The organism is Thioalkalivibrio sp. HK1, from assembly GCA_000583135.1.
Classification (GTDB): Bacteria; Pseudomonadota; Gammaproteobacteria; order HK1; family HK1; genus HK1.
Genome location: JFBG01000040.1, coordinates 1 through 27,000, shown reverse-complemented (window position 1 = coordinate 27,000; position 27,000 = coordinate 1). Strand labels below are relative to the sequence as shown.

General features: G+C 60.1%; 24 protein-coding genes and 1 pseudogene. 17 read left to right on the top strand and 8 right to left on the bottom strand.

The features are described from left to right. The 5 genes from scpA (at nucleotide 1) to mce (ending at nucleotide 7,272) form a co-directional block, all read left to right on the top strand. Entirely contained in the window at nucleotides 1-2,160 is a 2,160-nt protein-coding gene (scpA, locus tag BF99_RS0111415) for a methylmalonyl-CoA mutase (RefSeq protein WP_025770953.1), read from the top strand. A gap of 158 nt (nucleotides 2,161-2,318) precedes the next feature. After that, the gene (locus BF99_RS0111405; protein ID WP_025770952.1) at nucleotides 2,319-3,851 is read left to right on the top strand and encodes an acyl-CoA carboxylase subunit beta; all 1,533 of its coding nucleotides are present in this window, start codon (nucleotides 2,319-2,321) and stop codon (nucleotides 3,849-3,851) included. A 24-nt stretch (nucleotides 3,852-3,875) separates the two neighbouring features. Beyond that, entirely contained in the window at nucleotides 3,876-5,870 is a 1,995-nt protein-coding gene (locus BF99_RS0111400) for an acetyl-CoA carboxylase biotin carboxylase subunit (RefSeq protein ID WP_025770951.1), read from the top strand. Then, nucleotides 5,867-6,871, top strand: a complete 1,005-nt coding sequence (gene meaB / locus BF99_RS0111395; RefSeq protein WP_025770950.1) for a methylmalonyl Co-A mutase-associated GTPase MeaB — start codon at nucleotides 5,867-5,869, stop codon at nucleotides 6,869-6,871. The genes BF99_RS0111400 and meaB overlap by 4 nt, the downstream gene beginning before the upstream one ends. Next, a complete protein-coding gene (gene mce / locus BF99_RS0111390) occupies nucleotides 6,868-7,272 on the top strand; it encodes a methylmalonyl-CoA epimerase (protein WP_025770949.1) in 405 nt (134 codons plus the stop codon). The genes meaB and mce overlap by 4 nt, the downstream gene beginning before the upstream one ends. Before the next feature lie 28 nt (nucleotides 7,273-7,300). Here mce and BF99_RS0111385 read toward each other — a convergent pair whose 3' ends face one another. The 4 genes from BF99_RS0111385 to gatC all read right to left on the bottom strand — a co-directional run bounded on the left by BF99_RS0111385 (nucleotide 7,301) and on the right by gatC (nucleotide 12,160). Further along, a complete protein-coding gene (locus BF99_RS0111385) occupies nucleotides 7,301-8,692 on the bottom strand; it encodes a hypothetical protein (RefSeq protein WP_025770948.1) in 1,392 nt (463 codons plus the stop codon). An 87-nt stretch (nucleotides 8,693-8,779) separates the two neighbouring features. After that, complete coding sequence (gene gatB / locus BF99_RS0111375) at nucleotides 8,780-10,249, bottom strand: Asp-tRNA(Asn)/Glu-tRNA(Gln) amidotransferase subunit GatB (RefSeq protein ID WP_306699770.1); 1,470 nt, start codon at nucleotides 10,247-10,249, stop codon at nucleotides 8,780-8,782. A gap of 36 nt (nucleotides 10,250-10,285) precedes the next feature. Continuing rightward, entirely contained in the window at nucleotides 10,286-11,740 is a 1,455-nt protein-coding gene (gene gatA / locus BF99_RS0111370; RefSeq protein WP_025770946.1) for an Asp-tRNA(Asn)/Glu-tRNA(Gln) amidotransferase subunit GatA, read from the bottom strand. A gap of 132 nt (nucleotides 11,741-11,872) precedes the next feature. Further along, entirely contained in the window at nucleotides 11,873-12,160 is a 288-nt protein-coding gene (gene gatC / locus BF99_RS0111360) for an Asp-tRNA(Asn)/Glu-tRNA(Gln) amidotransferase subunit GatC (protein ID WP_025770945.1), read from the bottom strand. A 456-nt stretch (nucleotides 12,161-12,616) separates the two neighbouring features. Here gatC and BF99_RS0111350 point away from each other — a divergent pair, with 456 nt between their 5' ends. The 7 genes and pseudogenes from BF99_RS0111350 to BF99_RS23790 all read left to right on the top strand — a co-directional run. After that, nucleotides 12,617-13,666, top strand: a complete 1,050-nt coding sequence (locus BF99_RS0111350; protein WP_025770944.1) for a rod shape-determining protein — start codon at nucleotides 12,617-12,619, stop codon at nucleotides 13,664-13,666. Beyond that, nucleotides 13,588-14,646 (top strand): rod shape-determining protein MreC, encoded by a 1,059-nt coding sequence (gene mreC / locus BF99_RS0111345; RefSeq protein ID WP_156013284.1) that lies wholly within the window; start codon nucleotides 13,588-13,590, stop codon nucleotides 14,644-14,646. The genes BF99_RS0111350 and mreC overlap by 79 nt, the downstream gene beginning before the upstream one ends. After that, nucleotides 14,643-15,140 (top strand): rod shape-determining protein MreD, encoded by a 498-nt coding sequence (mreD, locus tag BF99_RS0111340; RefSeq protein WP_025770942.1) that lies wholly within the window; start codon nucleotides 14,643-14,645, stop codon nucleotides 15,138-15,140. Before mreC ends, mreD begins: the two co-directional genes overlap by 4 nt. 178 nt (nucleotides 15,141-15,318) lie before the next feature. Continuing rightward, a complete protein-coding gene (gene mrdA, locus BF99_RS0111330) occupies nucleotides 15,319-17,328 on the top strand; it encodes a penicillin-binding protein 2 (RefSeq protein WP_081759234.1) in 2,010 nt (669 codons plus the stop codon). Continuing rightward, a complete protein-coding gene (gene rodA / locus BF99_RS0111325) occupies nucleotides 17,328-18,461 on the top strand; it encodes a rod shape-determining protein RodA (protein WP_081759239.1) in 1,134 nt (377 codons plus the stop codon). Before mrdA ends, rodA begins: the two co-directional genes overlap by 1 nt. A gap of 48 nt (nucleotides 18,462-18,509) precedes the next feature. Beyond that, complete coding sequence (mltB, locus tag BF99_RS0111320; RefSeq protein ID WP_197019115.1) at nucleotides 18,510-19,556, top strand: lytic murein transglycosylase B; 1,047 nt, start codon at nucleotides 18,510-18,512, stop codon at nucleotides 19,554-19,556. Then, nucleotides 19,534-20,211 (top strand): annotated as a pseudogene (locus BF99_RS23790) (septal ring lytic transglycosylase RlpA family protein); the annotation flags it as partial. The gene mltB and the pseudogene BF99_RS23790, both read left to right, overlap by 23 nt. Here the strand turns inward: BF99_RS23790 and BF99_RS23785 are convergent. After that, a complete protein-coding gene (locus BF99_RS23785) occupies nucleotides 20,163-20,714 on the bottom strand; it encodes a hypothetical protein (RefSeq protein WP_231471387.1) in 552 nt (183 codons plus the stop codon). The pseudogene BF99_RS23790 and the gene BF99_RS23785 overlap by 49 nt on opposite strands. After that, nucleotides 20,666-20,845, bottom strand: a complete 180-nt coding sequence (locus BF99_RS23780; protein WP_231471385.1) for a hypothetical protein — start codon at nucleotides 20,843-20,845, stop codon at nucleotides 20,666-20,668. Before BF99_RS23780 ends, BF99_RS23785 begins: the two co-directional genes overlap by 49 nt. A gap of 17 nt (nucleotides 20,846-20,862) precedes the next feature. Here BF99_RS23780 and BF99_RS23775 point away from each other — a divergent pair, with 17 nt between their 5' ends. The 5 genes from BF99_RS23775 to BF99_RS22970 all read left to right on the top strand — a co-directional run bounded on the left by BF99_RS23775 (nucleotide 20,863) and on the right by BF99_RS22970 (nucleotide 24,962). Then, nucleotides 20,863-21,144 (top strand): SPOR domain-containing protein, encoded by a 282-nt coding sequence (locus BF99_RS23775; RefSeq protein WP_231471381.1) that lies wholly within the window; start codon nucleotides 20,863-20,865, stop codon nucleotides 21,142-21,144. Between the two features lie 125 nt (nucleotides 21,145-21,269). Next, on the top strand, nucleotides 21,270-22,475 hold the full coding sequence (locus BF99_RS0111305) for a D-alanyl-D-alanine carboxypeptidase family protein (RefSeq protein ID WP_051482886.1): 1,206 nt from the start codon (nucleotides 21,270-21,272) through the stop codon (nucleotides 22,473-22,475). 62 nt (nucleotides 22,476-22,537) lie between these two features. Further along, nucleotides 22,538-23,260, top strand: a complete 723-nt coding sequence (gene lipB / locus BF99_RS20805; RefSeq protein ID WP_025770936.1) for a lipoyl(octanoyl) transferase LipB — start codon at nucleotides 22,538-22,540, stop codon at nucleotides 23,258-23,260. Between the two features lie 36 nt (nucleotides 23,261-23,296). After that, the gene (gene nagZ, locus BF99_RS0111295) at nucleotides 23,297-24,340 is read left to right on the top strand and encodes a beta-N-acetylhexosaminidase (protein WP_025770935.1); all 1,044 of its coding nucleotides are present in this window, start codon (nucleotides 23,297-23,299) and stop codon (nucleotides 24,338-24,340) included. A gap of 418 nt (nucleotides 24,341-24,758) precedes the next feature. Continuing rightward, entirely contained in the window at nucleotides 24,759-24,962 is a 204-nt protein-coding gene (locus BF99_RS22970; RefSeq protein ID WP_156013283.1) for a hypothetical protein, read from the top strand. A gap of 323 nt (nucleotides 24,963-25,285) precedes the next feature. Here the strand turns inward: BF99_RS22970 and coaE are convergent, their stop codons facing one another. Continuing rightward, nucleotides 25,286-25,939 (bottom strand): dephospho-CoA kinase, encoded by a 654-nt coding sequence (gene coaE / locus BF99_RS0111280; RefSeq protein WP_197019114.1) that lies wholly within the window; start codon nucleotides 25,937-25,939, stop codon nucleotides 25,286-25,288. A gap of 49 nt (nucleotides 25,940-25,988) precedes the next feature. Continuing rightward, nucleotides 25,989-26,822 carry a prepilin peptidase gene (locus tag BF99_RS0111275; protein ID WP_025770933.1) on the bottom strand — a complete coding sequence of 278 codons (834 nt, stop codon included), beginning with the start codon at nucleotides 26,820-26,822 and terminating at the stop codon, nucleotides 25,989-25,991. Nucleotides 26,823-27,000: the final 178 nt, after the last annotated feature.

The window sequence follows — 27,000 nt, the reverse complement described above, 5'->3', positions numbered from 1 at the left end:
GTGAGCGGCGTCAGTGAATCCGAAAAGAAATGGGCGGACTCGGTCTCGAAGGAGTTGAAGGGAGGCTCTCTCGACGATCTGATCTGGCATACCCCGGAGGGGATCGAGGTCAAAGCCCTTTATACCGAGGCCGATCTCGAAGGCATCGAGCACTTGGGAAGCCTGCCCGGCATCGCCCCCTTCGTGCGAGGCCCCAGGGCGTCGATGTACGCCGGGCGCCCGTGGACGCTGCGCCAGTACGCCGGTTTTTCCACCGCCGAGGAATCGAATGCGTTTTACCGGCGCAATCTCGAGGGAGGGCAAACGGGTCTTTCGGTGGCCTTCGATCTCGCCACCCATCGGGGCTACGACTCGGATCATCCGCGGGTGATCGGGGATGTCGGCAAGGCCGGCGTCGCGATCGATTCGGTCGAGGATATGAAGGTGCTTTTCGACGGCATCCCCTTGGATCGCATGTCGGTGTCGATGACCATGAACGGGGCGGTGCTGCCGGTGATGGCGATGTATATCGTGGCCGCCGAGGAGCAAGGGGTGGCGATGTCCTCGCTTTCGGGCACTTTGCAAAACGATATCCTCAAGGAGTTCATGGTTCGCAATACCTATATCTATCCCCCCGATCCATCGATGCGCATCGTCGCCGATATCATCGCCTTCACCGCCAAGGAGATGCCCCGTTTCAATCCGATCTCGATCTCCGGATATCACATGCAGGAGGCGGGGGCGACCGCCGTGCAAGAGCTCGCCTTCACCCTTGCCGATGGCGTCGAGTATGTGCGGGCGGCTATGGAAGGAGGACTTGCGGTGGATGATTTCGCCCCCCGTCTTTCTTTCTTCTTCGGCATCGGCATGAATTTCTTCATGGAAATCGCCAAGTTGCGCGCGGCGCGGTTGCTCTGGTCGGAACTGGTGCATCGACATTTCGCCCCCGAAGACCCGCGCTCCGCCATGCTCAGAACCCACTGCCAAACCTCGGGCGTGAGTCTGACGGTGCAAGATCCGTGGAATAACATCGTTCGCACCTCGATCGAAGCCCTCGCCGCCATCTTGGGTGGCACCCAATCGCTCCATACCAACGCCTTCGACGAAGCCTTGGCGCTGCCGACCGAGGATTCCGCTCGCATCGCCCGCAATACCCAGCTGATCTTGCGAGAGGAAACCGGCATCCCCAAGGTGATCGATCCCTTGGCGGGCTCGTACTACATCGAATCCTTGACCTCGAGCCTCGCCAAAGCGGCGCGCGAGTTGATCGACGAGGTCGAGGCGATGGGGGGGATGACGCAGGCGGTCAGCGCCTCGATGCCCAAGATGCGCATCGAGGAGGCCTCGGCGCGGCGCCAAGCCCGCTTGGATCGGGGGGAGGAGATCGTCGTCGGGGTCAATCGCTTCGCTCCGGATCAGCAACCCCCGGTGGAGATCCTCGATATCGACAACGCGGCCGTGCGCCGCGCCCAGGTCGAAAGGCTCGAAGGCATCCGCGCTGCGCGCGATGCAAGCGCACATCGAGAGGCGTTGGAGGCCCTTCGCCGCTGCGCCGAATCCCCCGCGCCCGACCAAGGCCAAGGGGGGTTGCTGGCGTGTGCCGTTCGAGCCGCCAAAGCCCGGGCCACGGTGGGAGAGATATCCGATACCTTGGAGGGCGTTTGGGGCCGGCACCGGGCGATTACGCCGTCGATCACCGGGGTCTACGCCGCGGCATGCGAAGAGGACGAGGATTTCGTGCGCATTCGTCGGGAGATTCAGGTCTTCGCCGCCGACGAGGGACGAAGGCCGCGGATGTTGGTGGCCAAACTCGGTCAGGACGGGCATGATCGCGGCGCCCGGATCATCGCCACCGCCTTCGCCGATCTCGGCTTCGATGTCGATATCGGGCCGCTTTTCCAAACCCCCGAGGAAGTCGCCCGTCAAGCCATCGAAAACGATGTGCATGTCATCGGGATATCCACCCAAGCCGCCGGGCACCGCACCCTCGTTCCCGCCCTCATCGATGATTTGGATCGTCAAGGAGCGAAGGATATCGCGGTCATCTGCGGAGGGGTGATCCCCGAACAGGATCACGCCATGCTCAAAGATGCCGGGGTCAGCGCCATCTACGGCCCCGGCACCCGCATCCTATCCGCCGCCACCGAAGTGCTGAACGTGATCCGCTCTCGGGCGGCTTGAGGGCGATCATTTTTCATCGCCGAAGCCGGAGCCGATCATGGCCCGCTGATCGCCGGGTCGACAGCGACGATTTCGAAGGCACCGCTTTTCAAGGCATCGTTTTTCGGCGTTGACATTCGGTTTTCGAGATATCGATTTCAAGTCAAGGAATTGTTTCGATGCGCGAGATCATCCAAGTGTTGGAGGAAAAGCGCGAGGCCGCCCGCTCGGGAGGGGGCAAGGCGCGTTTGGAGTCCCGTCATTTGCGGGGCATTTTGAGCGCCCGAGAGCGTATCGAACTGCTCTTGGACGAGGGATCCTTCGAAGAGTGGGATATGTTCGTCGAGCACCGCTGTGCCGATTTCGGCATGGAGGAGCGGCGGGTGCCCGGGGATGGAGTCGTTACCGGTCATGGAACGATCAACGGTCGTTCGGTTTTCGTGTTCAGTCAGGATTTCACGGTTTTCGGCGGATCGCTATCCGAATCGCACGCTTGGAAAATCTGCAAGGTCATGGATCATGCGATCAAGGTCGGAGCGCCGGTGATCGGTTTGAACGACTCCGGCGGCGCGCGGATCCAAGAGGGGGTGGCATCGCTTGCGGGCTACGCCGAGGTTTTCCAGCGCAATGTATCGGCATCGGGGGTGGTGCCCCAGATATCGATGATCATGGGCCCTTGTGCCGGAGGAGCGGTCTATTCCCCGGCGATGACCGATTTCATTTTCATGGTCAAGGGCAGCGCCTATATGTATGTCACGGGTCCCGAGGTGGTCAAGACGGTAACCCGAGAAGAGGTGACGCACGAGGACTTGGGCGGAGCGCAAACGCATTCGGTTCGCTCCGGAGTTTGCGATCGATCCTTCGAAAACGATGTGGAAGCGTTGTTGATGCTCCGGCGCTTCATGAGTTTTCTTCCGGCGAATAACCGTAAGAAGGCGCCTTTTCGGGCCACGGACGATCCCCCCTCTCGCATCGAACCATCGCTCGATTCCTTGGTGCCGGACCATCCGAACAAGCCCTACGACATGCGGGAGTTGATCGTCAAAATCGCCGACGATTCGGAGTTTTTCGAACTCAAACCGGACTATGCGAAGAATCTGTTGATCGGCCTGGCCCGCATACGGGGGAATCCGGTCGGCATCGTCGCCAATCAACCGTTGGTGCTCGCCGGCTGCCTCGATATCGATTCGTCGATCAAGGCCGCGCGTTTCGTGCGCTTTTGCGACAGTTTCAATATCCCGATCATCACCTTCGTCGATGTTCCGGGATTCATGCCCGGTACCGTGCAGGAATACGGCGGCATCATTCGCCACGGCGCGAAGTTGCTCTATGCCTTCGCCGAGGCCACGGTGCCGAAGATCACCTTGATCACTCGAAAAGCCTACGGCGGGGCTTATGACGTGATGAGCTCCAAGCACTTGCGAGGCGACATCAACCTCGCTTGGCCGAGCGCGGAGATAGCGGTGATGGGGGCCAAGGGGGCGGTGGAGATCCTCCACAAAAAGGATGCCGCCGATCCGGCGAAGATCGAAGAGCATACCGAGGCTTATGCGCATGCCTTTTCCAATCCCTTGGCGGCGGCTCGCCGGGGATTCATCGACGATATCATCATGCCGAGAGATACCCGCGCCCGTCTATGCCGGGCGTTGTCGATGCTGCGCGAGAAGTCCTTGGAAAATCCGTGGAAAAAGCACGGCAACATTCCGCTTTGAAAAAGATCCCCGAGGACCTCTTCGGTGAGCAAACCCTTTAGCAAGATTCTGATCGCCAATCGCGGCGAGATCGCCTGTCGCGTCATTCGCACCGCCAAGCGGCTCGGTATCGCCACGGTGGCCGTCCATTCGGAAGCGGATCGAAGGGCGCTGCATGTCGAGCAGGCCGACGAGGCCGTGTGTATCGGGGAAGCCGAGCCCGCTCGCAGTTATCTCAAAGTGGATGCCATCTACGAGGCCTGCCGCGCCACCGGAGCCGAGGCGGTGCATCCCGGCTACGGCTTTCTTTCGGAAAATCGCGTTTTTTGCGAGACGCTGACGGCTGCGGGTATCGTCTTCATCGGGCCGCCGCCCAAGGCCATCGAAGCCATGGGCGACAAAATCACCTCCAAGCGCATTGCGGCGAAGGCCGGGGTCAGGACCATCCCGGGGCACGACGGTGTGGTCGAAGATGCCGAGGATGCGGTGCGGATCGCCCGCGATATCGGCTATCCGGTGATGCTCAAAGCCAGCGCCGGGGGCGGGGGCAAGGGGATGCGCATTGCGGGCAACGATGACGAATGTCGAGACGGTTTCGCTCGCGCCGCTTCCGAGGCCCGAACGAGCTTCGGGGACGAGCGGATCTTCATCGAAAAGTTCATCGAAGAGCCGCGCCATATCGAGATTCAGCTGCTTGCGGATCGGCATGGCAACTGCGTTTATTTGGGCGAGCGCGAATGTTCGATCCAGCGTCGCCATCAGAAGATCATCGAAGAGGCCCCCTCGCCCTTTCTCGATGATGTCGTTCGCAGGCAGATGGGAGAGCAGGCGGTGGCGTTGGCCAGAGCCACGGGCTATGAATCCGCCGGTACCGTCGAATTCGTCGTCGACGACAAACGCAATTTCTATTTTCTGGAGATGAATACGCGCTTGCAGGTCGAGCATCCGATCACCGAGATGGTGAACGGCATCGATCTCGTGGAATCGATGATCCGGATTGCCGCCGGGGAGCCGCTGGGCTTTGCGCAGGAGGATATAAAAGTTCGAGGTTGGGCGATGGAGTCCAGGGTCTGTGCGGAAAATCCCCGCCGCGGATTCGTGCCCTCCATCGGCCGACTCGTTCGCTACTCGCCCCCTCGAAGCGACGATACCGTGCGGGTGGATGCCGGGGTGTGCGAAGGCGGCGAGATTTCGATGTACTACGACTCCTTGATCGCCAAACTGATTGCAGGCGGGAAAACCCGCGCTGAGGCCATCGGCAAGATGCGGGCGGCTTTGGATGAATACCATATTCGCGGCGTGGATACGAATCTTCCCTTTCTCGCCTCGGTTTTCGCGCATCCGCGTTTTGCCTCGGGGGAGATCACCACCCATTTCATCGAGCAGGAATATCCACAAGGCTTTGTCGGGGATGCGCCCGAAGATCCGGCGATCCTGGTCGCGGTGGCGGCCATCGTGCAGCGACGATATCGTCGCCAAGCCTTGCGCCTTGGCGGGCAGATGCCGGATTTCGCACCTCCCGATGAAAGCGAGTGGATCGTGCGCTTGGGCCAAGATGCCCACTCCTGCCGCGTGCGGTTAGGTGATGACGGGCAGGATATCGTCGAACTCGATGGAAAGAGTTTTTCGATCCGCAGCGATTGGCGTTATGGCCAGATACTTTTTCGGGCGTTGATCGATGACGAGCCGGTGACGGTTCAAGTCGAGCGGCACGGAATCGGGTTTCGCCTGAGCCAAGGCGGGTCCGAGGTCGAGGTCGAGGTGCTGAGCCCTCGTCAAGCGCGGCTGCGGGCGTTGATGATCGAGGCGCCGTCCGTGGATTCCTCGCGCTTTTTGCTTTCCCCGATGCCGGGGTTGTTGATCGGCCTTGCGGTCAAGGAGGGAGACGAAGTCAAAGAAGGGCAGGAGTTGGCGGTGGTCGAGGCGATGAAGATGGAAAATGTCCTTAGAGCCGAGAGCGAAGGGAGGGTCAAGAGGCTGTGCGCGCAGGTGGGCGACAGTCTGGCGGCGGATCAGCCGATCATCGAGTTCGATGCATGAGATTGGATCATGCCGATCTGGCAAAGAGGATCGAACGAGGCGATCGGCGAGCCTTGGCGAGGGCGATCACTCTCGTCGAATCATCCCGCATCGATCACCGGGCCCAAGCCGATGATCTGATGGAGCGCTTGGGCGCTCCCGCTCGATCGCTTCGCATCGGTCTTTCCGGACCGCCCGGGGCGGGTAAATCGACCTTCATCGAATCCTTGGGGCCGGCGCTGATCAAAAAGGGGCATCGGATTGCGGTGCTCGCCATCGACCCCTCATCCGTCGTCGGCGGTGGCTCGATCTTGGGCGATAAGACCCGGATGGAGCGGCTTTCCCTGCATGCGGATGCCTTTATCCGCCCGACCCCGGCCAATACCGGTTTCGGCGGGGTCGCTCGCCGCACCCCGGAGGTGATCCGCGTGGTGGAGGCCGCCGGTTTCGATATCGTGATCGTGGAAACGGTGGGGGTGGGGCAAAGCGAAGTGGCGGTGGCGTCGATGAGCGATCTTTTCGTGCTTTTATTGTCGCCCGGGGCCGGGGACGAGCTGCAAGGGATCAAGCGCGGCATCGTCGAACTTGCCGATATGATCTTCGTCAACAAAGACGACGGGAATCTTGCGGCCGACGCCGCCCGCACCGCCGCCGATTATCGAAAGGCCCTTTCGCTGTTCATCGGCAAGAGCGAGGGTTGGCCGGTCGAAGTGCACCGCTGCTCCGCCTTGACCGGTCACGGCATCGACGATGCGGTGGATTGCATCTTGCGCTATCGAAGGTGGTACGAGGCGAGCGGGGCGCTTGATAAGCGACGCTTCGAGCAGGCGCGAGCCTGGCTGTGGAGCGAAATCACGGAGCAGTTGCGCGAGCGGGTGGAGACTCGGCCGGGGCTCGGTGATATCGTCGAATCATCGGAGCGAGCGATCGCATCGGATCGAATCTCGGCTGCGGCCGCCGCCAAGCGGGTGATCGAGCGTTATTTCGAGTCGACGATGACGAATGAGGGGGATGAACGATGATCGGCAGACTCAATCATGTGGCCATTGCCGTGCCGGATTTGGAAGCGGCGAGCGCACTTTATCGACAGACCTTGGGAGCCGAAGTCTCGCAGGCGGTGGATCTCATCGAGCACGGGGTGAGAACGGTTTTCGTCGATTTGCCCAATACGAGGATCGAACTCTTGGAGGCGCTCGGCGACGATTCCCCCATCGCCGCCTTTCTCGCTCGCAATCCCGCCGGGGGGGTGCATCATATCTGCTACGAGGTCGAGGATATCGAAGCCGCCCGCAAGCGACTCGAAGCGCAAGGGGCTAAGGTTCTCGGCGACGGACAAGCGAAGATCGGCGCCCACGGCAAGCCGGTTCTTTTTTTGCATCCGAAGGATTTTTGCGGCACGCTGATCGAGATCGAAGAGGCCTGATGTTCGCCCGAGGGTATCGTTGCCGATATCAATCGATGCTGCCCGAGTTGATGCTGCCCGAGTCGGCGCTGCCTGCGAAATATCGGTAGAGTTCGATCAGTTCGTCCGGTTGGAATTCGACGATGATGAGTTCCTGGCCGGGATGGATGCGATCGGGATTCTTGCCGATCCGATGCTCTTCGAAGTTATAGACGATGGATTGACGAACCTTCTCGTGGATGAGTTTGCCGAGAAAAGAGCTGGATCGATCGTCTAAAAGTTCATCGGAATGAAGGGGGATGTCGATTCGATAACGTTCGGTGATATCCCCGTATCCGATATTCATGCCCGCAGCGAAGTTATCGATCAGCCCGTAGTGGATGATCCCCCAGATGCCGTCGATATCCCGATCCCGAACGGTGTGTATATAAAAGACGGCATCGTCATCCTCGTCCCTTTGCCTTCCGATCAGTTGGGATAGTTCGGCGCTTTCCAAGCGATAGGGTTTTCGTACCACGCTCATTTTTTCATCCGCATCATCGACGTCGCTTTGTAACTTTTCGAGCGTGGTCACTTCGAAATGGCGTTCTTGGCGGATCAAGGAGATGGCATCCTCCTCGTCTGTTTCCATGCGCTCCAAGGCTTCGGCCACCGAGATCGATTCGACTCGGTCGTCCTCGATCACTTCCACTTGCGCCTCGAGGTCGCCTTCGTGTTCCAAAAGCAGATCGTTGGAAGAGATGCGCTCGCTTTGTTCGATATCGTGGACGATGGTCAAAGGGGTGTCGGGGGTCATATCCTCGTCGGCGTCCATATCGCTCAAAGACAGCCGTTCGATATTTTCTTTCGGTATCAAAGATATAAGACGATCGATGGTCACGAAATGCTCGGCTTCATCGACGGGGATGGGCTTTTCGAAGGGGTCGATCAAATCGTCGATATGGCGGATCGCCTCCGCCTTCGACACCTTGCCGGGGATATTCGCTCCTTCCTCGGGCTGATCGGCGAGGGCGGTGTCGGCATCTTCTTCGAGGCTCGGATCCAGCGAATCCTCATCGATCCGCTCGGACCTTTCGATGAGAGGAAGGGGGGATGCCGATGCCACGGGCGCTTCCTTCACCGCCTCGTCGGCCTTCGATACCTTGCGGGGGATATTCGATCCTTCCCTCGGACGATCGGCGGCGAGAGCGGAGTCGGCATCCTCTTCGAGGCCGGGATCCGGTGAGCCCTCATCGGTCCGCTCGGATCCCTCGGTGCGAGGAGGCGGGGATGCCGGGGCCGGGATGGGGGTCGGCGAAAGGGTTCTATCGATCGGCGCCGGCGGCGATACCGCGGGCGGCTCCTTGCCCGCATTGTCCGGTTTCGAGAGGTTCAGCAGGAAGTAGGTCCCGGCGAATATCGAAAAACCGATGACGATCAGGACGAAAACGGCTCTACGCATGGCCCGGATTCCCGCGCTTAGCCATCGCATCGAGACCCGGGGGGTTGTTGAAGGCGAAATCGCAGGCGATGTCGATCGCAGGGCTTCTCATTCGCTGGCGTCGCTCAGCTTGCGGCGCAATATCTCGTTGATACGCTTCGGGTCGGCCTGTCCGCGGCTGGCCTTCATGACCTGCCCGACGAGGAAACCGAAGACTTTTTCCTTGCCCGAGAGGTATTGCGATACCTGCTCCGGATAGTCTTCGATGACTTTATCGGCCAAGGCCTCCAAGGCATTCGAATCGGAAATCTGCGCAAGGCCCCGGGCCTCGATGATGTCATCGGGCTCGCCCTCGCCCGCCCACATCGCATCGAAGACCGTTTTCGCCATTTTCCCTGAGAGGGTGCCGTCATCGATGCGGGCGATGAGGGTTGCGAAAGACGAGGCGGGGATCGGGCAATCGAGGATATCCCGATCCTCCCGATGCAATGCCGCGGTCAGCTCTCCCAAGATCCAGTTGGCGGTCAGCTTGGCTGGGCCGGTCTGGAATCGACCGGCCTTCAAAATGGCTTCGTAATAGTCGGCGACGGACGGATCGGTTGTCAGTCTCCCGGCGTCTTTTTCGTCGAGATCGTAGGTATCGACGAGGCGCTTTTTTCTCGCCGCCGGCAGTTCGGGAAGGGCGGCTCGAATCCTGTCGATATCGCTCGGGGTGATCCGGACCGGGAGCAGATCCGGATCCGGGAAATAGCGATAGTCGTTGGCTTCCTCCTTGCTGCGCATCGCTCGGGTGGTATCGCTTCGGGCATCGTAGAGCCGGGTTTGCTGGATGACGACCCCTCCGCCCTCCAAGAGATCGATCTGGCGCTCGATCTCTCCCGTCGCCGCCCGCTCGACGAAGCGGAAGGAGTTGATGTTCTTGAGTTCGGTGCGGGTCCCCAACCGTTCGTCGCCGACCCTTCGCACCGAGATATTGGCGTCGCAGCGAAAGGAGCCCTCTTGCATATTGCCGTCGCAGATTCCGAGGTGGCGCACGAGGGCATGGACGCTGCGCATGAAGGCGACGGCCTCGGCGGGAGAGCGCATATCGGGTTCGGAGACGATCTCCAGCAGCGGGACCCCCGCCCGATTGAGGTCGATTCCGGTGCGTCCGGGAAAGGCATCGTGCAGGGATTTTCCCGCATCTTCTTCCAAATGGGCGCGGGTGATTCCGATCGAACGGGTCGAGCCGTCCTCGATCTCGATATCGATCGCTCCCCCTTCGACCACCGGCAGCTCGTATTGGCTGATCTGATAGCCCTTCGGCAGGTCGGGGTAGAAATAGTTCTTGCGGGCGAAGATCGAGCGAGGGGCGATCCGGGCCCCGATGGCCAGACCGAACATCACCGCCATGCGCAGCGCCTTTGCGTTCAAGATCGGCAACACCCCGGGAAAGCCGAGATCGATCAAGCACGCTTGGCGATTGGGCTCGGCGCCGAAGGCGGTCGGGGCGCCGGAGAAAATCTTGCTGCGGGTGGCCAGTTGGGCGTGGATCTCAAGTCCGATCACCGCCTCCCATCCATTGTTCATCGTTTCCATCTCTTTTTGGATTTCGCAATCGCGTCTTGGGGTCTTCTAAGCGAAGGCGGGCGGCGATCGTCGATGCCAATCGCTCGAGCGTTGATAGTGGTGGGCCACCTTGAGCAGACGGCCTTCCGAAAAATGGTTGCCCATCAGATGCAGCCCGATCGGCAGCCCGTCGACGAAACCGGCGGGAACCGAAAGGGCGGGGATCCCGGCAAGGTTGATGCCGCTGGTATAGATGTCGCACAGGTACATCGCCACCGGATCGTCCATCTTTTCGCCGATGGGAAAGGCGGTCATCGGCGAAGTCGGTCCCGCAAGGATATCGACCTTTTCGAAGGCGCGGGCGAAATCATCGGCGATGCGTCGGCGCAGTTGCTGGGCCTTCAGATAGTAGGCATCGTAGTAGCCGGCGGAAAGGACATAAGTGCCGATCATGATCCGCCGTTTGACTTCGGCGCCGAAACCCTCGGAGCGGGAGCGCATATAGAGATCTTCGATATCCTCGGGATCTTGCGCCCGATGGCCGAAGCGGATGCCGTCGAAGCGAGAGAGGTTCGACGATGCCTCGGCGGGGGCGATGACATAGTAGACGGGGATCGAGAGGGCGCAGTCGGGCAAGGCGATATCGCATAGCTCGGCGCCGAGACTTTCGAGCAGCGAAATCGCCTCCTGCACTCGGCTCCCGATCCGCTCGTCCAATTCGGCACCGAATTGATCGCGCACCACCCCGATGCGAAGCCCTTTCAGATCCCCTTGCAGGGCGGCGGGATAATCCTCCACCGGCTCCGAGGCGGAAGTCGAATCCTTGGGGTCGTGACCGCTCATGGCCGCGAAAGACAAAGCGATATCCTCGGCGCTGCGAGCCATCAGACCTGCTTGATCGAGGCTGGAGGCGAAGGCGATCATGCCGAATCTCGAGACGCGGCCGTAGGTCGGTTTGAGGCCGGTCAGCCCGCAAAGCGATGCCGGTTGGCGGATCGATCCCCCGGTCTCGGTGCCGGTGGCCAAGGGACAAAGTCCGGCCGCCACCGCCGCCGCCGAGCCTCCGGATGAACCTCCCGGGACGCAAGTCGGATCCCACGGATTGCTCACGGCTCCGTAGTGGCTGGTCTGATTGGACGAGCCCATGGCGAATTCGTCCATATTCGTCTTGCCCAGCATCACCGCTCCCGCCGCTCGCAGACGCTCCACCACCGTGGCGTCGTAAGGGGCGACGAAGCGATCGAGCATCTTCGAGGCGCAGGAAGTGCGAACCCCTTGGGTGCAAAAAATATCCTTGTGGGCGATGGGGATGCCGAGCAGGGGGGAGTCGTCGCCCTCTCGGATGCGGATATCCGCGCGTTCGGCCTCGGCCAAGGCGATGTCGGCGGTGGGGGTGATGAAGGCGTTGATTTCGGAATCGTATTGCTCGATGCGCGCAAGAAAATGACGCGTCAGTTCGACGCTGGAGAATTCCTTTCTCCTTAGAGCATCGCCGAGTTCTCGGACGGAGAGCGTGTGCATGTTCATCTCGATATCCAAAAGAGGTCTTGAGGGGCCGGCGTCCACCGAGCATCGATCGCTCGTTTCATTTCGCGCTTCTTCAAGGCGCTCGTTCGCTCGTCCTTCGATGGCCGCTTGGTGGTCATCGGGCGGTCATTCGATGACCTTGGGAACGAGATAAAGGCCGTCTTGGGTCGACGGAGCCAGCGTTTGCCATTCATCTCGTCGTTCGTCCTCGGTGATTTCGTCTTCTCGCAGCGGTTGGGACATGTCAAGGGGGTGAGCCATCGGCACCACCGACTCGGTATCGACGGCATTCATGCTTTCCACGAGATCCAGGATATTGGAAAGATCATCGGCGATCTTCGATAACTCCTGCGCATCGACATGCACTCGGGCCAGTCGGGCCACATCCAATACATCGCTTTCGGAAATCGGCATCGGTCAAGGCTCCTTCGGATCGGGCGGCTATCAGATCTTTGGATGGGTATTTTACCGATAGCCGAGCATGCGAACCCTTTTGGCCAAGCGATAGCCGGTGACCGAGATGGATGGAAATGGGGGGATGGAAATTTCCACCGAAGGCATCCGAAGGCCTCGGGGGGGGGCGACGATCGCGCAAAAGCGAAAAGGCGTGAAAAGAGCGAGAAGAGTGTATAGAATCTTCGGATATTCGACCGATACAGTATAAAATCCCGCATTGCGTGGTGGTTCGAAGCCCGTTGTGATAACGACGAGTCGAGAACGAGGCGGTAAAAACGAGTCTCTTTGGCAGATTTCGAGTCATCGAGCCTTTTGCTAATGCTCGGTGCGTCGTATGTCGATCGGTTTTTTTGAATCCCACCCGAATATCGAAACGAATTCTCAGCGAACCGGCCTTCGGAGCCCATCATCGTCATGTTAAAGCGCCTGCGGGGCCTGTTTTCCAACGACCTCTCCATCGATCTGGGGACCGCCAACACGCTCATCTTCGCTCGGGACAAGGGGATTGTCCTGAACGAGCCCTCGGTGGTGGCGGTACGCCAAGGTCCCTCCGGCAGCGATCGAATCGCCGCCGTCGGCAAAGAAGCCAAGGGGATGTTAGGCCGCACCCCGGGCAATATCAAAGTCATCCGCCCGTTGAAGGATGGAGTCATCGCCGACTTCACCGTCACCGAGAAGATGTTGCAGTTTTTCATCCACAAGGTCCACGAAAACCGCTTCATGCGCCCGAGCCCGAGGGTCTTGGTTTGCGTTCCGTGCGGATCGACCCAGGTCGAAAGGCGCGCGATTCGCGAATCGGCGGCCGGGGCCGGCGCGCGCGATGTCTATATCGTCGAGGAGCCGATGGCCGCCGCCATCGGAGCGGGGATGCCGGTCAGCGATGCCAGCGGATCGATGGTGCTCGATATCGGTGGCGGGACCACCGAGGTCGCGGTGATCTCCCTCAACGGCGTGGTCTATTCGGAATCGGTGCGCATCGGCGGGGACCGTTTCGACGAATCCATCATCAGCCATGTGCGCCGGATGTACGGCACGATCATCGGCGAGGCGACGGCCGAGCGCATCAAGCATCAAATCGGCAGCGCCTTTCGCAACGAAGGGGACGAGACGAAAGCGATAGAAGTCCACGGTCATAACTTGGCCGAGGGAGTCCCGCGCAAATTCATGCTCCACAGCAACGAGATTTTGGATGCTCTGCAAGAGCCTCTTTCGGGGATCGTCAGCGCGGTTCGCGCCGCCTTGGAAAAAACGCCCCCCGAGCTCGGGGCGGATGTGGCCGAGCACGGCATCGTGCTGACCGGCGGCGGCGCCTTGTTGCGCGATATCGATCGCCTGCTCTCGCAGGAAACGGGGGTGCCGGTGATCGTGGCCGACGATCCCTTGACCTGCGTGGCCCGAGGCGGAGGGCGAGCTCTGGACATGGTGGACGAAAAGGGTATCGATATCTTCGAATCGGAGCAATAGATCTCGGATTTCGCGATCCGTCGCTCGCAAAATCCGCGCGATGGAATTGCGAAATTTCGCTGTTTTCGAGCGGGAGAGCGGTCATCAAATCCGATACTTCTCTTTTCTTCGCGCGCCGACCCTTCCTGCCCCTGCGGATCGTCCTCGTCGTCGTGATCTCGATCGCGCTGATGAGCGTGGACCACCGAACGCATCGTTTGGATTCCGCACGTAGCCTGCTGGAAACGCTCCTTTATCCATTGCAGATCGTCGTCGACATGCCGCTGCGCGCAAGTCGCTGGACGGTCGAGCAGATCTCCACTCGAAGCATGCTCTTGGAGGAGAACGAATTCCTGCGCGAGCAAAATCTGCGATCCAGCGCCAGGTTGAGCAAACTCGCCGAACTGGAAGCGGAAAATCGTCGCTTGCGTGAGTTGCTCGCAAGCCCGGTCGAATTCGCGGAAAAGGTATTGGTGGCGGAGTTGATCACGGTGGGGATGGATCCCTTCATCAGTCGTTTGGTCATCAACAAGGGCAGCGCGGACGGCGTGGTGGTGGGGCAATCCTTGATCGACTCTCAAGGGGTGATGGGGCAGGTGATGGGGACCGGGCTTTTTTCCTCCACCGCCTTGTTGATCACCGATCCCGGCCATGCCCTGCCGGTACAGGTACAGCGCAACGGATTGCAGGCGGTGGCCGTCGGCGGCGGCGCCCTCGATCTCCTGCTTCTCTCCCACATCCCCAAGAGCGCCGATGTCAAGAAGGGGGATCGATTGGTCACCTCGGGGCTCGGCGGGCGATTTCCCTCGGGCTATCCGGTGGGGGTGGTGGAGAGCGTCGTTCGCGATCCGGGTCAGACTTTCGCCGATATCCGCGTTCGCCCCAGCGCATTGCTCGGTCGCAACCGGGAAGTGCTGTTGGTGTGGCGGGAGCCGATCGCGCAGGAGGAGCGAGGGACGAAAGGCCTTTCGCCCGTCGGTGAGCGAAGAGGTGGGAGGTGACCCGGACGAGGTATCGCGATTGGTGGATTATCGCCCTCACATTCGTCGTCGCATTGTTGCTGACCGCGCTTCCGCTGCCCACGGTATTGGAGATGTGGCGGCCGGCATGGGTCGCTTTGGTGCTGATTTATTGGTGTATGGCGCTGCCTGCGCGGGTGGGAATTCTGGTCGGATGGACGGCAGGTCTCTTTCTCGATGCGATGACCGGATCGCTTTTCGGTCAGCACGCTCTCGGAGCGGGGCTGGCGGCGGCCATCGTCCATCCCTTGCATCGCCGGGTGAGGGTCTTGCCCTCTTGGCAGCAGGGATTCACGATCTTCTGGATCGTATTCGTCTACCAAATACCGATCCTATGGTCCAACGGTATCCGCGATATTCCCTTCGATGTTTCCGCATACTGGCTTTCCCCGTTGACCAGCGCGGTGATGTGGCCGCTCGTTTTCCATACCCTGCGCATGATCCGGCGCCGCTACTTGGATTCGGAGGGTTCTTGACCAGGCCTTCGAGCGAAACATTCCGAGCGCGCCGAGGCAAAGGAAATTTGCCTAAACGTTCAAGGCCCGATGGATCGTTGCATCCCGCTCGCTTGTGCCTCGTCACCGGCAGCCGGTTTTTGCGTTCTCTCGATCGCTTTGCAAGACCCATGAGCCTTCGGATGGCAAGGGGCGCACGATGATCGGCAATCGTTATGTCGTTCAAGATGCCCAGCGTGAATCGAAGACGGTCTCGTCGAGGCTGATCGTGGCGTTGGTGATCGTTGCCGCGCTCGCCTTGGTCTTGGGGCTTCGCCTGGCTCATCTGCAGGTTTTCAAATATCGCCATTTCGCGATGCTCTCCGAGGATAACCGGGTGCGGATCGAGCCGGTCTCCCCGACTCGCGGCATCATCTTCGATCGCCAAGGCGAGATCCTTGCGCAGAATCTGCCGGTGTTCAGCCTCGAGGTCATCCCCGAGGTGGTCGATGACATGGATGCGATGATCGCCTCCTTGCGCCGCATCGTCGATATCAGCGACGAGGATCTGCACGCATTTCGTCTGGCGATGAAAAGCGCCAGGCGCTCCGAGAGCGTGCCTTTGCGCCTTAGGCTCGAAGATCGAGAACGGGCGCGTTTCGAGGTCAATCGTCATCTTTTCCCGGGGGTCAACGTGCGTGCGTGGCTGGCACGGCACTATCCCTTCGGTTCGGTGGGGGCGCATGTGATCGGCTATGTCGGTCGCATCGACGATCGCGATCTCAGGCGGATCGACGTCAACGCCTATCGCGGTCAATCGCGTATCGGCAAGATCGGGATCGAGAGGTCGTACGAGGATCTGCTGCGCGGGCGGGTGGGCTACGAGCATGTCGAGACCGATGTGCGCGGGCGCAAATTGCAGGTCTTGGAAAGGCGGGATCCGGTACCGGGGCAAAATCTCTTTTTGAGCATCGATATCCGCTTGCAAAAAGCGGCCGAGGAGATGCTCGAAGGGCATAAGGGGGCGGTGGTCGCCATCGAACCCGCCACCGGATTCGTGCTGGCGATGGCGAGCGCCCCGCGTTTCGATCTCAATCTTTTTAGCAGCGGCACCGTCGATGCCGATGCCTACCTTGCGCTTTCGCAATCCCCGGATCGTCCGCTTTTTCACCGCGCGATCAGCGGGCAATACCCCCCCGGCTCGACGGTCAAGCCTTTTTTGGGGCTTGCGGGCCTCGACCGAGGACTCGAACACGCCCGATCCAAGGCATGGTGTCGGGGATGGCTCACCCTGCCCGGCACCACTCGCCGATATCGCGATTGGCGGGCGGGCGGGCATGGGATCGTCGGGGTCGAGGAGGCGATCGAGCAATCCTGCGATGTCTATTTCTATGTGCTCGCCCATTCCTTGGGCATCGACAGCATGCACGAATATTTGACGGAATTCGGTTTCGGCGAGCCGACCGGCATTCGCTTGGGGAGCGAAGGAAGCGGATTGGTGCCTTCTCGCGAGTGGAAGCGGCGCACCCACGGCCAGGGATGGTATCCCGGGGAGACCTTGATCACCGGTATCGGCCAGGGCTTCATGCTGGCCACGCCTTTGCAGCTGGCATCGGCCACCGCCACCGTCGCCAACCGGGGAGAGCGTTTGCGTCCTCAGCTGATCCATCGAATCATCTCCGCGCAAAAAAGCGGCCATGCCGAATTCATGCAGGCCCAGCGGCTGTCGCCGATGCGCGCTTACAAAGAAGATGATTGGGATGAGATCATCGAGGCGATGGTCGGGGTGATGCACGATCGCCGGGGAACCGCTTACGAGGCCGGGGTCGGATTTCCGTGGAAGGTGGCGAGCAAGACCGGCACGGCACAGGTCTATTCGATCGGCCAGGATGAGGAATACGACGAGGGATCCATCGATAAAAGACTCCACGATCACGCCCTTTTCGTCGCCTTCGCCCCGGCGGATGATCCGAAGATCTCGGTGGCGGTGGTGATCGAGAACGGAGGGAGCGGGGGCGCGGTGGCGGCTCCCGTCGCCGCCGGGGTGATCCGGGAATGGCTTTCAAGGCCCCCACCGAAGCCATCACCTCAGGTAACCGAGGAAGCCATGCCCTTGGCGAGGGTATCGACGATCCGCGATCCTAATCGGATCGAATCATCTTCCGCCTCGTCCGTCCTCGTCGACGATGATCGCCTCATCTCGGGGGGCGTGCGGATCCCGACTCCATGATGTGGCGTTCCATCACCATCACCGGCCGCGGGGGCTCCTTGTTCTCCCGGCTGCCTTTCCCGCGCGAGCTGCGTTTGGATATGCCGCTGCTGTCGGGCGTGGTTTTATTGGTGTTTTTCGGCCTCGGGGTGCTTTATAGCTCGAGCGGTCAGGACGAGGCCTTGGTCCTGCGTCAGTTCATCCGCTTCATCGTCGGTTTGATGGCGATGCTGGTGCTGGCTCATATCCGTCCCGAGCGCTTGCACTATCTGATCCCCGTGATCTATGTCGGGTGCTTGCTGCTGTTGGTCGGGGTACTGTTCATCGGGGATGTGGCCCAAGGAGCGAGGCGTTGGCTGAGGGTGGGGCCGGTGGGCATTCAACCCTCGGAGCTCGCCAAGCTCGCGGTGCCGTTGATGGTTACTTATTTCGTTTGCGCAGGTTCGGTGCCGGTGCGGGCCACGAGGGTGGCCATCGCCGGATTGCTGATTGCCGTACCGGTTGCGATGATCATGGCTCAGCCCGATCTCGGCACCTCGATGCTGGTGGCGGTGGCGGGGGCTTTCGTGCTCTTTTTTGCGGGGATGAGCCGGGTTTTGATCGCGCTGCTCGGGGCGATCGCGCTGGCGGCGATGCCTTTGCTTTGGAGTATGATGCACGACTATCAGCGTCAGCGAATTCTGACCTTGCTCAATCCGCAAGACGATCCGCTCGGGGCCGGTTATCACATCATCCAATCGACGATCGCCATCGGTTCCGGTGGTCTATACGGTAAGGGTTGGCTGAACGGCACCCAATCGCGGCTCGATTTTTTGCCCGAACGCTCCACCGATTTCATCTTCGCCGTGATCAGCGAGGAGTTCGGTCTGCTCGGGGTGCTGCTCTTGTTGGTGATTTACTTTTCGGTGATAGGGCGCGGTCTGTTCATCGCCTATCATGCACAAGAGACATTCGGTCGCATATTGGCCGGGGCGTTGACCCTGACATTCTTTTGTTATGTCTTCGTCAATATCGGTATGGTGTCGGGTATCCTGCCCGTGGTCGGAATCCCGCTGCCCTTGATCAGCTACGGCGGCACGTCGATGGTGACCTTGATGGCCGGTTTCGGGATCATGATGTCGATCCATACCCATCGACGCCTGCTATCGGCCTGATCGATGTCGAGATTGCATCGATGTCGATCGAACGAAAGGAAATCTAAGGTGCTCGGATCGAATCGTCGATTGTCAGGTGGCATTCAGGCAAAGCCTGCGGCCTTGATCGCGATGGTTTGCTTGGTTTTCGCGGCCATCGATGCGCGCGCCCAAGCCTTGGATATTCGCACCGAGATCGAGCCCTTCGTGATGCGCCTATCGAGCGAGCGCTGCGTCGACGAGGAGCGAACTCGCCGCATTCTATCGGCGGCTCGGGTGAGCGATTCGGTGTTGAAGAGCATCCAGCAGCCCGCCGAGAGCATGCCGTGGCATCGTTATCGTCGGCTGCTCGTGACCGGATCCCGGGTCGAAAAGGGAGTGAAATTCGCTCGCAAGCACGCCCGGTTATTGGCGCAGGCCGATGCACGCTTCGGGGTGCCGGCGGAAATCATCACCGCGATCATCGGCATCGAGAGCGCTTACGGTGCGAATCGAGGCAGCCATCGGGTGCTCGATTCGCTGGCCACTTTGGGCTTTCGTTACCGAAATCCTCGGCGCTCCGATTTCTTTCGCTCCGAACTCGAATCCCTTTTTCTCCTTGCCTGCGAGGAGAGGATCGATCTTCTCGAGATCAAGGGCTCCTACGCCGGGGCGATCGGTATCCCGCAATTCATCCCCAGCAGTTATCGCCACTATGCGGTCGATTTCGACGAGGACGGCCATCGCGATCTCGTGAACTCATGGGCGGATGCGATCGGCAGCGTTGCCAACTACCTCGCCGAGCACGGTTGGAGTGCGAAAGCGCCGATCGCCATCGAAGCGAGGGTGGAAGGGGACGCTTTTCAAGCGATCATCGCCAAAGGAATCAAGCCGAGCATGACGGTGGCGTCGATCGAAGAGCAGGGGGTTTCGTTGGCGGGGCAAGACGGTGCCTTGCGGTACGAAAACCCAAAGGCCCTTGCGGCCTTGCTCGAGTTCGAAGTGCGAGGCGGCCTTGAATACTGGCTCGGCTTCGATAACTTCTACACCATCACCCGCTATAACCACAGCCGGCTCTATGCCCTCGCGATCTTTCAGCTATCGGAGATGATTCGTGAACGTATCGCATCCGGTTAGTCGACGAATCGGTCCAAGCGTGCTCGATCTTCGCGATCGTGGCTATCCACGGGTGCGCATCTTGGCGGCGCTTTTGGTGCTTTGCCTGCTCGGCGGTTGCACCTCGGCCCCCAAACTGCCGACAGCCCCGGCTCCCCCGACTCATTCGACTTCTCCGATTTCTCAGACCCCAACTGCGGTCGACGGTGTCCCTTCGAATCCGGGCATCGATGTCGAGGATATTCCCGATGCCGTGGTGCGGGCCGAGCCGAAAAGCCCTTATGGCAATCCGGTCTCTTATGAAATCGACAATCGGCGCTATTACCCGCTCGAGGATGCCACGGGCTTCGTCGAAAGCGGAATCGCCTCTTGGTACGGCAGCAAGTTTCATGGCCGACGCACCTCCAGCGGGGAGATCTACGATGCGTGGAAGATGACCGCGGCGCATAAAACGCTGCCCCTGCCCTCTTATGTCTCGGTGCAGGATATCGAGACCGGCAAGAAGATCGTGGTCAGGGTCAACGACCGCGGGCCCTTCTATCCGGATCGGATCATCGATCTTTCCTACGCCGCGGCGGTCAAGCTCGGCATTGCGAAAAAGGGCACGGGGTTGGTCGAGATCCGGGTTCAAACCCCCGAAGACGACCCCCCGCCGAGTCGATCCCCGGATGAGCCGGCGACGATTTTGGCATCGAAGAAGAAGGAGTCGATGGATGAGTCGATGGTGGCGTCGACGGCTACGGCATCCAAGCCCAAGGCATCCAAGCCCGCCACCGGGGTGGGCGCTGCGCTATCCGCCATCATTTCCGCTTCGAAAGCCGCTTTGAAATCCGTCATCTCCCCCGCCAAAGCCACCCCGAAGCCCGCTCCCGCCTCCGTGTCTTCGCCGAGTGTCTCCACGAAAACCGCCCCTTCCCCCTCGTCGTCGGCGGTGATCCGAAAGGAGACCCTGCCGCCGCCGACCGCACCGGTAACAATCGCATCTGCAACGTCGGCATCGGCGGCAATATCCGCATCCGCAGCACCCGCATCCGCAGCACCCGCATCTGCGGCATCGGCATCGGCAACGACCGCACCTGCGGCATCTACATCTGCGGCATCGGCATCTGCAACATCCGTACCCGCAGCATCTACATCTGCGGCATCGGCATCTGCAACACCCGCACCCGCAGCATCCACACCCGCAGCATCCACACTTGCGGCATCCACATCTGCAACGGCAGCACCTGCGGCATCCGCATCCGCATCCGCAATCGCATCCAATCCACCTTCGCCTCGCCGATCTTCGAAGCAGGGAATATCGAAGGCATCGACCGAGAAGCCTGAGATGGCGGAAGCGGCAGAGAAAATCGACTCATCGCCGAAAGAGGCTGTAAGAAATGTCTTTCTCCAGCTCGCATCTTTTCGTAGGCAGTCGAATGCCACTCGTCTACGAGACCGTCTGATCGAGATGTCGGTGGAGTCGGTGCAGATAAAGGATTTTCGCCATCGGGGACAGATTTATTACCGAGTGCGGGTGGGGCCTTTGCCTTCGAAAGGAACGGCGATGGAGGTTGCCGACAGTCTCGATTCGCTCGGCTTGGGCGCACCCCTGATCGTTTCCGAATAACGAAGATATCGGCGAAAATATCGATAAAGTATCGTCGATGCTTCGGCGGGCACCGGATCTACACCGACTCGGTGCCGGGAATTTTGAAATCCCCAATAAAAGCATAGCGAAGGATATATCGGCTCATGCCTATCCGAATCCCGTTTTTTATCTTCGATCGATGCAAAGCATTCGTCGCTCGGTCGATGCGCTCGATCCTGTTTATTGCAACGTCGGTGATCGCCGGGGGACTCTTATCCCTCCATCCCCTTTCGAACGCCGATGCCGCCGTTCCGGCTCCCCCCCAAGTCGATGCTCGCGCGTGGTATTTGATGGATGCCAATTCCGGTCAGATGTTGGTTCAAAGCCATGCCGACGAGAAGCATGCCCCGGCGAGCCTGACCAAGATGCTGACGAGCTATGTGGTTTTTGCCGAGATGGCAAGGGGGAAATTCAATCTCGAAACCCAAGTCCCGGTGAGTTGGAATGCCCGTCGGATGACGGGTTCGCGCATGTTCTTGGAAGCCGATACCTTGGTTTCCGTCGAGGCTTTGCTCAAAGGGCTGATCATTCAGTCGGGCAACGATGCAGCGGTGGCGCTTGCCGAATTCATATCCGGAGACGAGAAGTCGTTTGCGGTCCTGATGAATCGCCATGCCGCTCGTTTGGGGATGACGAGGAGTCATTTCACCAACGCCTCGGGTCTTTCCGAAACGGATCAATATTCCACGGCCCGAGATACGGCATTTCTCGCTTCCGCGCTGGTTCGCGATTTTCCCGATTATTACCCGTGGCATGCGATTCGCGAATACGAATACGGCGGCATCGTTCAGCCCAATCGAAATCCTTTGTTGGGTCTCGACCCTTCCGTCGATGGATTGAAAACCGGCTACACGGATGCCGCTCTCTTTTGCCTCGTGGCATCGGCCGAGCGCGAGGGGATGAGATTGGTGGTATCGGTGTTGGGCGCGAAATCGAACGCGGATCGACGGCGTTTCGCCAAGGCATTGCTCGATTACGGATTCGAATTCTACGAAACTCGTCTGCTTTACAGCGCAGGCCAGGAGTTGGTCGATGCCCGCATCTGGAAGGGAGAGAGCGACAAGGTGCCGCTCGGCATCAAGGAGGATCTCCATATCACCTTGCCTCGCGGGGAGCATGGTCGCATCGGCGTGAAAACGGATCTGGTTCGTATATCGGCCCCGGTGAAAGCGGACGAGATCCAAGGCTTGATACGGATCTCCCACCAAGAAAATATCGTGGCCGAGCGCCCGTTGATCGCCTTGCAAGATATCGCTCGGGGCAATCTATGGCAAGTGGCCAAAGACCAGATATTGCTTCTGATTCAATAGGTGTCGAACCCCGAGGTCTTCGTCGAGGGTCCAAGACAAGGGTCGGAATCGAGGAGCGAGCGATGTCTCCGATCGAAAAGGCAAGACAAAGACCGGGATCACCCGGGAAAAGCCCCGCCTCTTCGCCGTTGATCGTGCGAACCCTCGGATGCATACCCTACGGCGTTGCTTGGAAGGCGATGCGCGCTTTCAACGAAGGAAGGGATGCCGATTCGGCGGATGAACTATGGCTGCTCGAGCATCCCTCGGTATTCACTCTCGGCCGCGCCGCCTCTTCGAGGCATCTTTTGGCTCCCGGGGATATTCCCGTGATTCAATCCGATCGGGGAGGGCAAACGACATGGCACGGCCCGGGTCAATTGGTCGCCTATCTCCTTTGCGATCTCCGTCGCGCCGGTTCGGGGGTGCGCCGGATCGTCGAATCCCTCGAGCAAGCGGTGATCGATATGCTCGAATCGGTTTCGATCCGAGCCCGGCGGCGCTTAGGGGCTCCGGGGGTCTATGTCGAGGAGAGCAAGATCGCGGCGGTGGGGCTGCGGGTGAGCCGGAATTGCACTTCCCACGGGGTGGCGATCAATGTCGATGCCGATCTCGAGCCTTTTTCTCGCATCGATCCTTGCGGATATCCCGATCTTCGGGTGACGCGTCTTGTCGATCTCGGGGTCGGGTGGAGTGTCGATGAGACGAAGCGGCATTTCGCTCGCTTCCTCGCCGCGCAGTTGGGCCGGGAGATCAGGCAAGGCTCGGCGAAGTTGCCTTGCGCCCTCGGATCGCCTCCTTTTTAGAATTCCTTTTTAGAACGCAATGGTCGATCTTCGAAGATGGCTGCCATCGATCAACCCTACGGTCCTTTGATGGTGGGTCTTGTCGGCGAGCGCCTCGCCGAGGACGAATCCGAGATGCTGCGCCATCCCGGGGTCGGCGGGGTCATCCTTTTTAGCCGCAACTACAGCTCCCGCCCTCAACTGCGGATGCTTTGCGATGCGATTCATGCCCTTCGCCAACCCCCGCTTCCCATCGGGGTGGATCATGAAGGCGGGCGGGTGCAGCGTTTTAAAGAGGGTTTCAGCACATTGCCCGCCGCCGCTCATTACGGGATGCGATACGACATCGATCGGGGGCAGGGGCGGCGGGTGGCGCAAGCCGGCGGACGGGTGATGGCAGCGGAACTGCGGGCGGCGGGGGTCGATTTCAGTTTCTCCCCGGTACTCGATATCGATCACGGCAAGAGCCAGGTGATCGGCGATCGCGCCTTTCATCGAGACCCCGAGGTCGTGAGCGTCCTCGCCCGCGCCTTTCTTGCGGGGATGAGGGAGGCGGGTATGGCCGGGGTCGGCAAGCATTTCCCGGGGCATGGGGGGGTGGCGGAGGATTCGCATCGAGATCTGCCGGTCGATCGGCGCACCTTGGGCGATATCCGCATGAGCGATCTCCTTCCTTTCGAGCGTTTGATCGCATCGGGAGATCTCACCGGGGTGATGGCCGCTCATATCGTCTTCGATCGATTGGATGAATCCCCGGCGGGTTTTTCGCGTTATTGGATCGGCGATATCCTGCGCAACGAATTGGGCTTCGAGGGCCCCGTTTTCAGCGACGATCTCGATATGGGAGGGGTCACCGGATTCGGAGATCATGTTGCGCGCACCGAGGCGGCGTTGGAAGCCGGCTGCGATATGGCGTTGATTTGCAACGATCCGGCGGGGGCGGCGAGGGTATTGGACAGGCTCGATCTCGAACCCCACCCCCGGCGAAGCACGCGCATCGCCCGAATGCAAGGCTCCAAGCCAAGCGATCCCGCCTCGTTGGAAAAAAACATCCCCTATCGATCGGCGCTCGAAGAACTGAAGTCTTCGCTCTCGCTTTGAGGTGTGGCGTACCCTTGAGGGGAAGGGGTATCCGAATCCGGCCCGGCCAAACGCACCGTCGCCGATGAATCTCCCTCGTTCTGACCTAAGAATCCTTCGCCCTTTGAAAAAGCATCCAAAGCGATAGCGCTTGGAATGCGCGCGCTCGAACGCTTTTTGATCCTCTGCGAGCCCTTCCTTGGCAAGTCCGGTCCTCGGACCTACCCGAAAAAGCGGGGGATCTTCATATCGCGTATGAGGGGAGATGAGACGAAGGCTTGTCGTCCTCATATCTCTCCCCCGTACTTCGTACTTCTACCTCACCCCCGTAGCACTGTTGTTGACCAAGGCTCCGCCGCCTCCCCCGCCCTAGGGTTATTTGGGACACTATTTAAGACCTGATCCCAACCCTGATTTTATGGGACAACGGAGGTGTTCCATGACCATTCAGACGAATGAGAAAACGGGTTCGACTCGCAGAAAGCGCATGACGGCCAAGCGCAAGCAAGAGGCCGTCAAACGAGTTGACCGGGGTGAGTCCATCGAGCTGGTGGCTCGAAGCTTCGATGTAACCCGCGGCCGATGTCAGTCGCTGGCTGAAGAAGGCGGACTATGCGGTTTTAGGGGCTTTGAAAGACGGTGAGTGCGACGGCAGGGACCTGCAGATCAAGGAACTTCAGTCCAAGGTGGGGGAACTCACCATGATCCTCGAGCTCCGAGATGAGAAGATCGATTGTCGATCATGGCATATCGATGCGCCATGATCGTTTATTCGTCGTCGTAAGGGGGATGGCGCCCGCTCGATATCCCGACGAACGCCACATTGTCTTCTTGCCATCCCCGGGTGAGGGTGGCGCAAGGTCGGCTCATGAGCGACACCGCCGCCTCGTTCGGGCATTGCCGAGCAGGTGCGATCGAGTGTTTCGTTTCGGGCGATAAGGATTGCGAATCCCGGGGCGAGGTTTTTCAGACCCGATCTTGTTTTCGGGCCAAGCAAAGGCACTTGCGATGCGCTTGCTCGACCGAGGTATCGAGGTCTTTCATATCCCCGGAGTTTTCGATCACGATATCGGCCACCGCCAGCAGGCTCTCCCGGTCGGCTTGGGAATCGATGATGGCTTCGATGGTCTCGAGGCTCGAGCCGTCGCGCGAGCGGGCGCGTTCCACCCGCAGCGCGCGAGGGGCGTCGACGACGATCACCCGATCCATATCCTTGGCCTGTCCGGTTTCCACCAGCAAGGGGATGGCGAAGAGGATGTATGGCGAATCCGCTTTCGAAGCGGCGAAGTCGTGCATCGCCTTTCGTATCTTGGGATGCAAGATGGACTCGAGCGCCCGGCGATCGCTCGGGTGATCGAAGATGCGTTTTCGCATGCGCGCCCGATCCAGATTGCCTTCGCCGTCGAGGGCATCCTCGCCGAAGCGCCGCACGATCTCCGCCAGAGCGGGGGATCCCGGTGCGACCGTTTCTCTTGCGACATCGTCGGCATCGATCACCGGCACTCCCAAGGCCTCGAAGCGTTTAGCAACGGCGCTTTTGCCGGAAGCGATCCCCCCGGTCAGGGCGACGATCATGGGTCGTCTCGAGGGTTCGGATTCACCGGTCGGTGGGGGGCTCACGGTTTGAGAATCTCGATGAGCGATGGGTGGCTTGGTCGAGAGCGGGAGGTCAAAGGTGAAGCCCAAGCGATCGGATCAGGAGATCGAAGGGATCGCCGATATAAAGCGTATGCAGCCCGGCCAAGGCGAGGCAGGGTCCGAAGGGCAAGGAGACCTCGGTCGGTGGGCTCGAAGGGGCTCTTTTGAAGATGATGATTCCTGCGATGACGCCACCGATCAAGGAGGAGAGAAAGACGATCCCGACCAGGGATTGCCATCCGAGCCATGCCCCCAACGCCGCCAGCAACTTGAAATCCCCGAAGCCCATTCCCTCCTTGCCGGTTACCATTTCGAAGATGTGGTAGATGATCCGCAAGGAGAGATAGCCGAGCATGGCCCCGATCACCGCATCGGCGAGCGGGGTGAAGGTATCGCCGATGTTGAATACGAGCCCCAGCCACAGCAGGGGCAGGGTGATGGTATCGGGCAGGAGGCCGGTTTCGATATCGATCGCGCTCCCCGCAAGCAAGGCCCAGCCCAATAGACAAGCCCCCAAAGCCTCGATCCCGAACCCGAAATGCCATCCCGCAGCCACGGCGATCAACGCCCCGCCGAGCTCGACCAAGGGATAGCGAGGGGAGATGCGACAGCCGCCGCCGGAACAGCGTCCTCGCAGCCATAGATAGCTGAACAGGGGGATGTTCTCGAATGCTTCGATGCGATGCCGGCAAACGGGGCAAAAAGAACGAGGGCGGGCGAGATTGAAATCGGCCTTCATCGGGATCTTGCGACCGTCGGCCGTTTCCATCTCCCAGATTCCGTCGATCATGCGAGGCAGGCGATGGATGACGACATTGAGAAAACTGCCGACGATGAGCCCTACAAACAGCAGCGTGATGATCAAGTCGGGGGCGCCTCATAAACAATTCGATGGTGGAGGATCGAAGCGGCAAGCGCCCGATCGTCGTCTCCTCGTCGGCGATGCCAAGTGCGTCTGACGGCTCCCTCGGCGCTTTTTTTTCGATTGTGCCCGAGGCTCGATGAGCCCGAAGTACGAAGGGGCCCGAAGTGCGAAAGGGCCC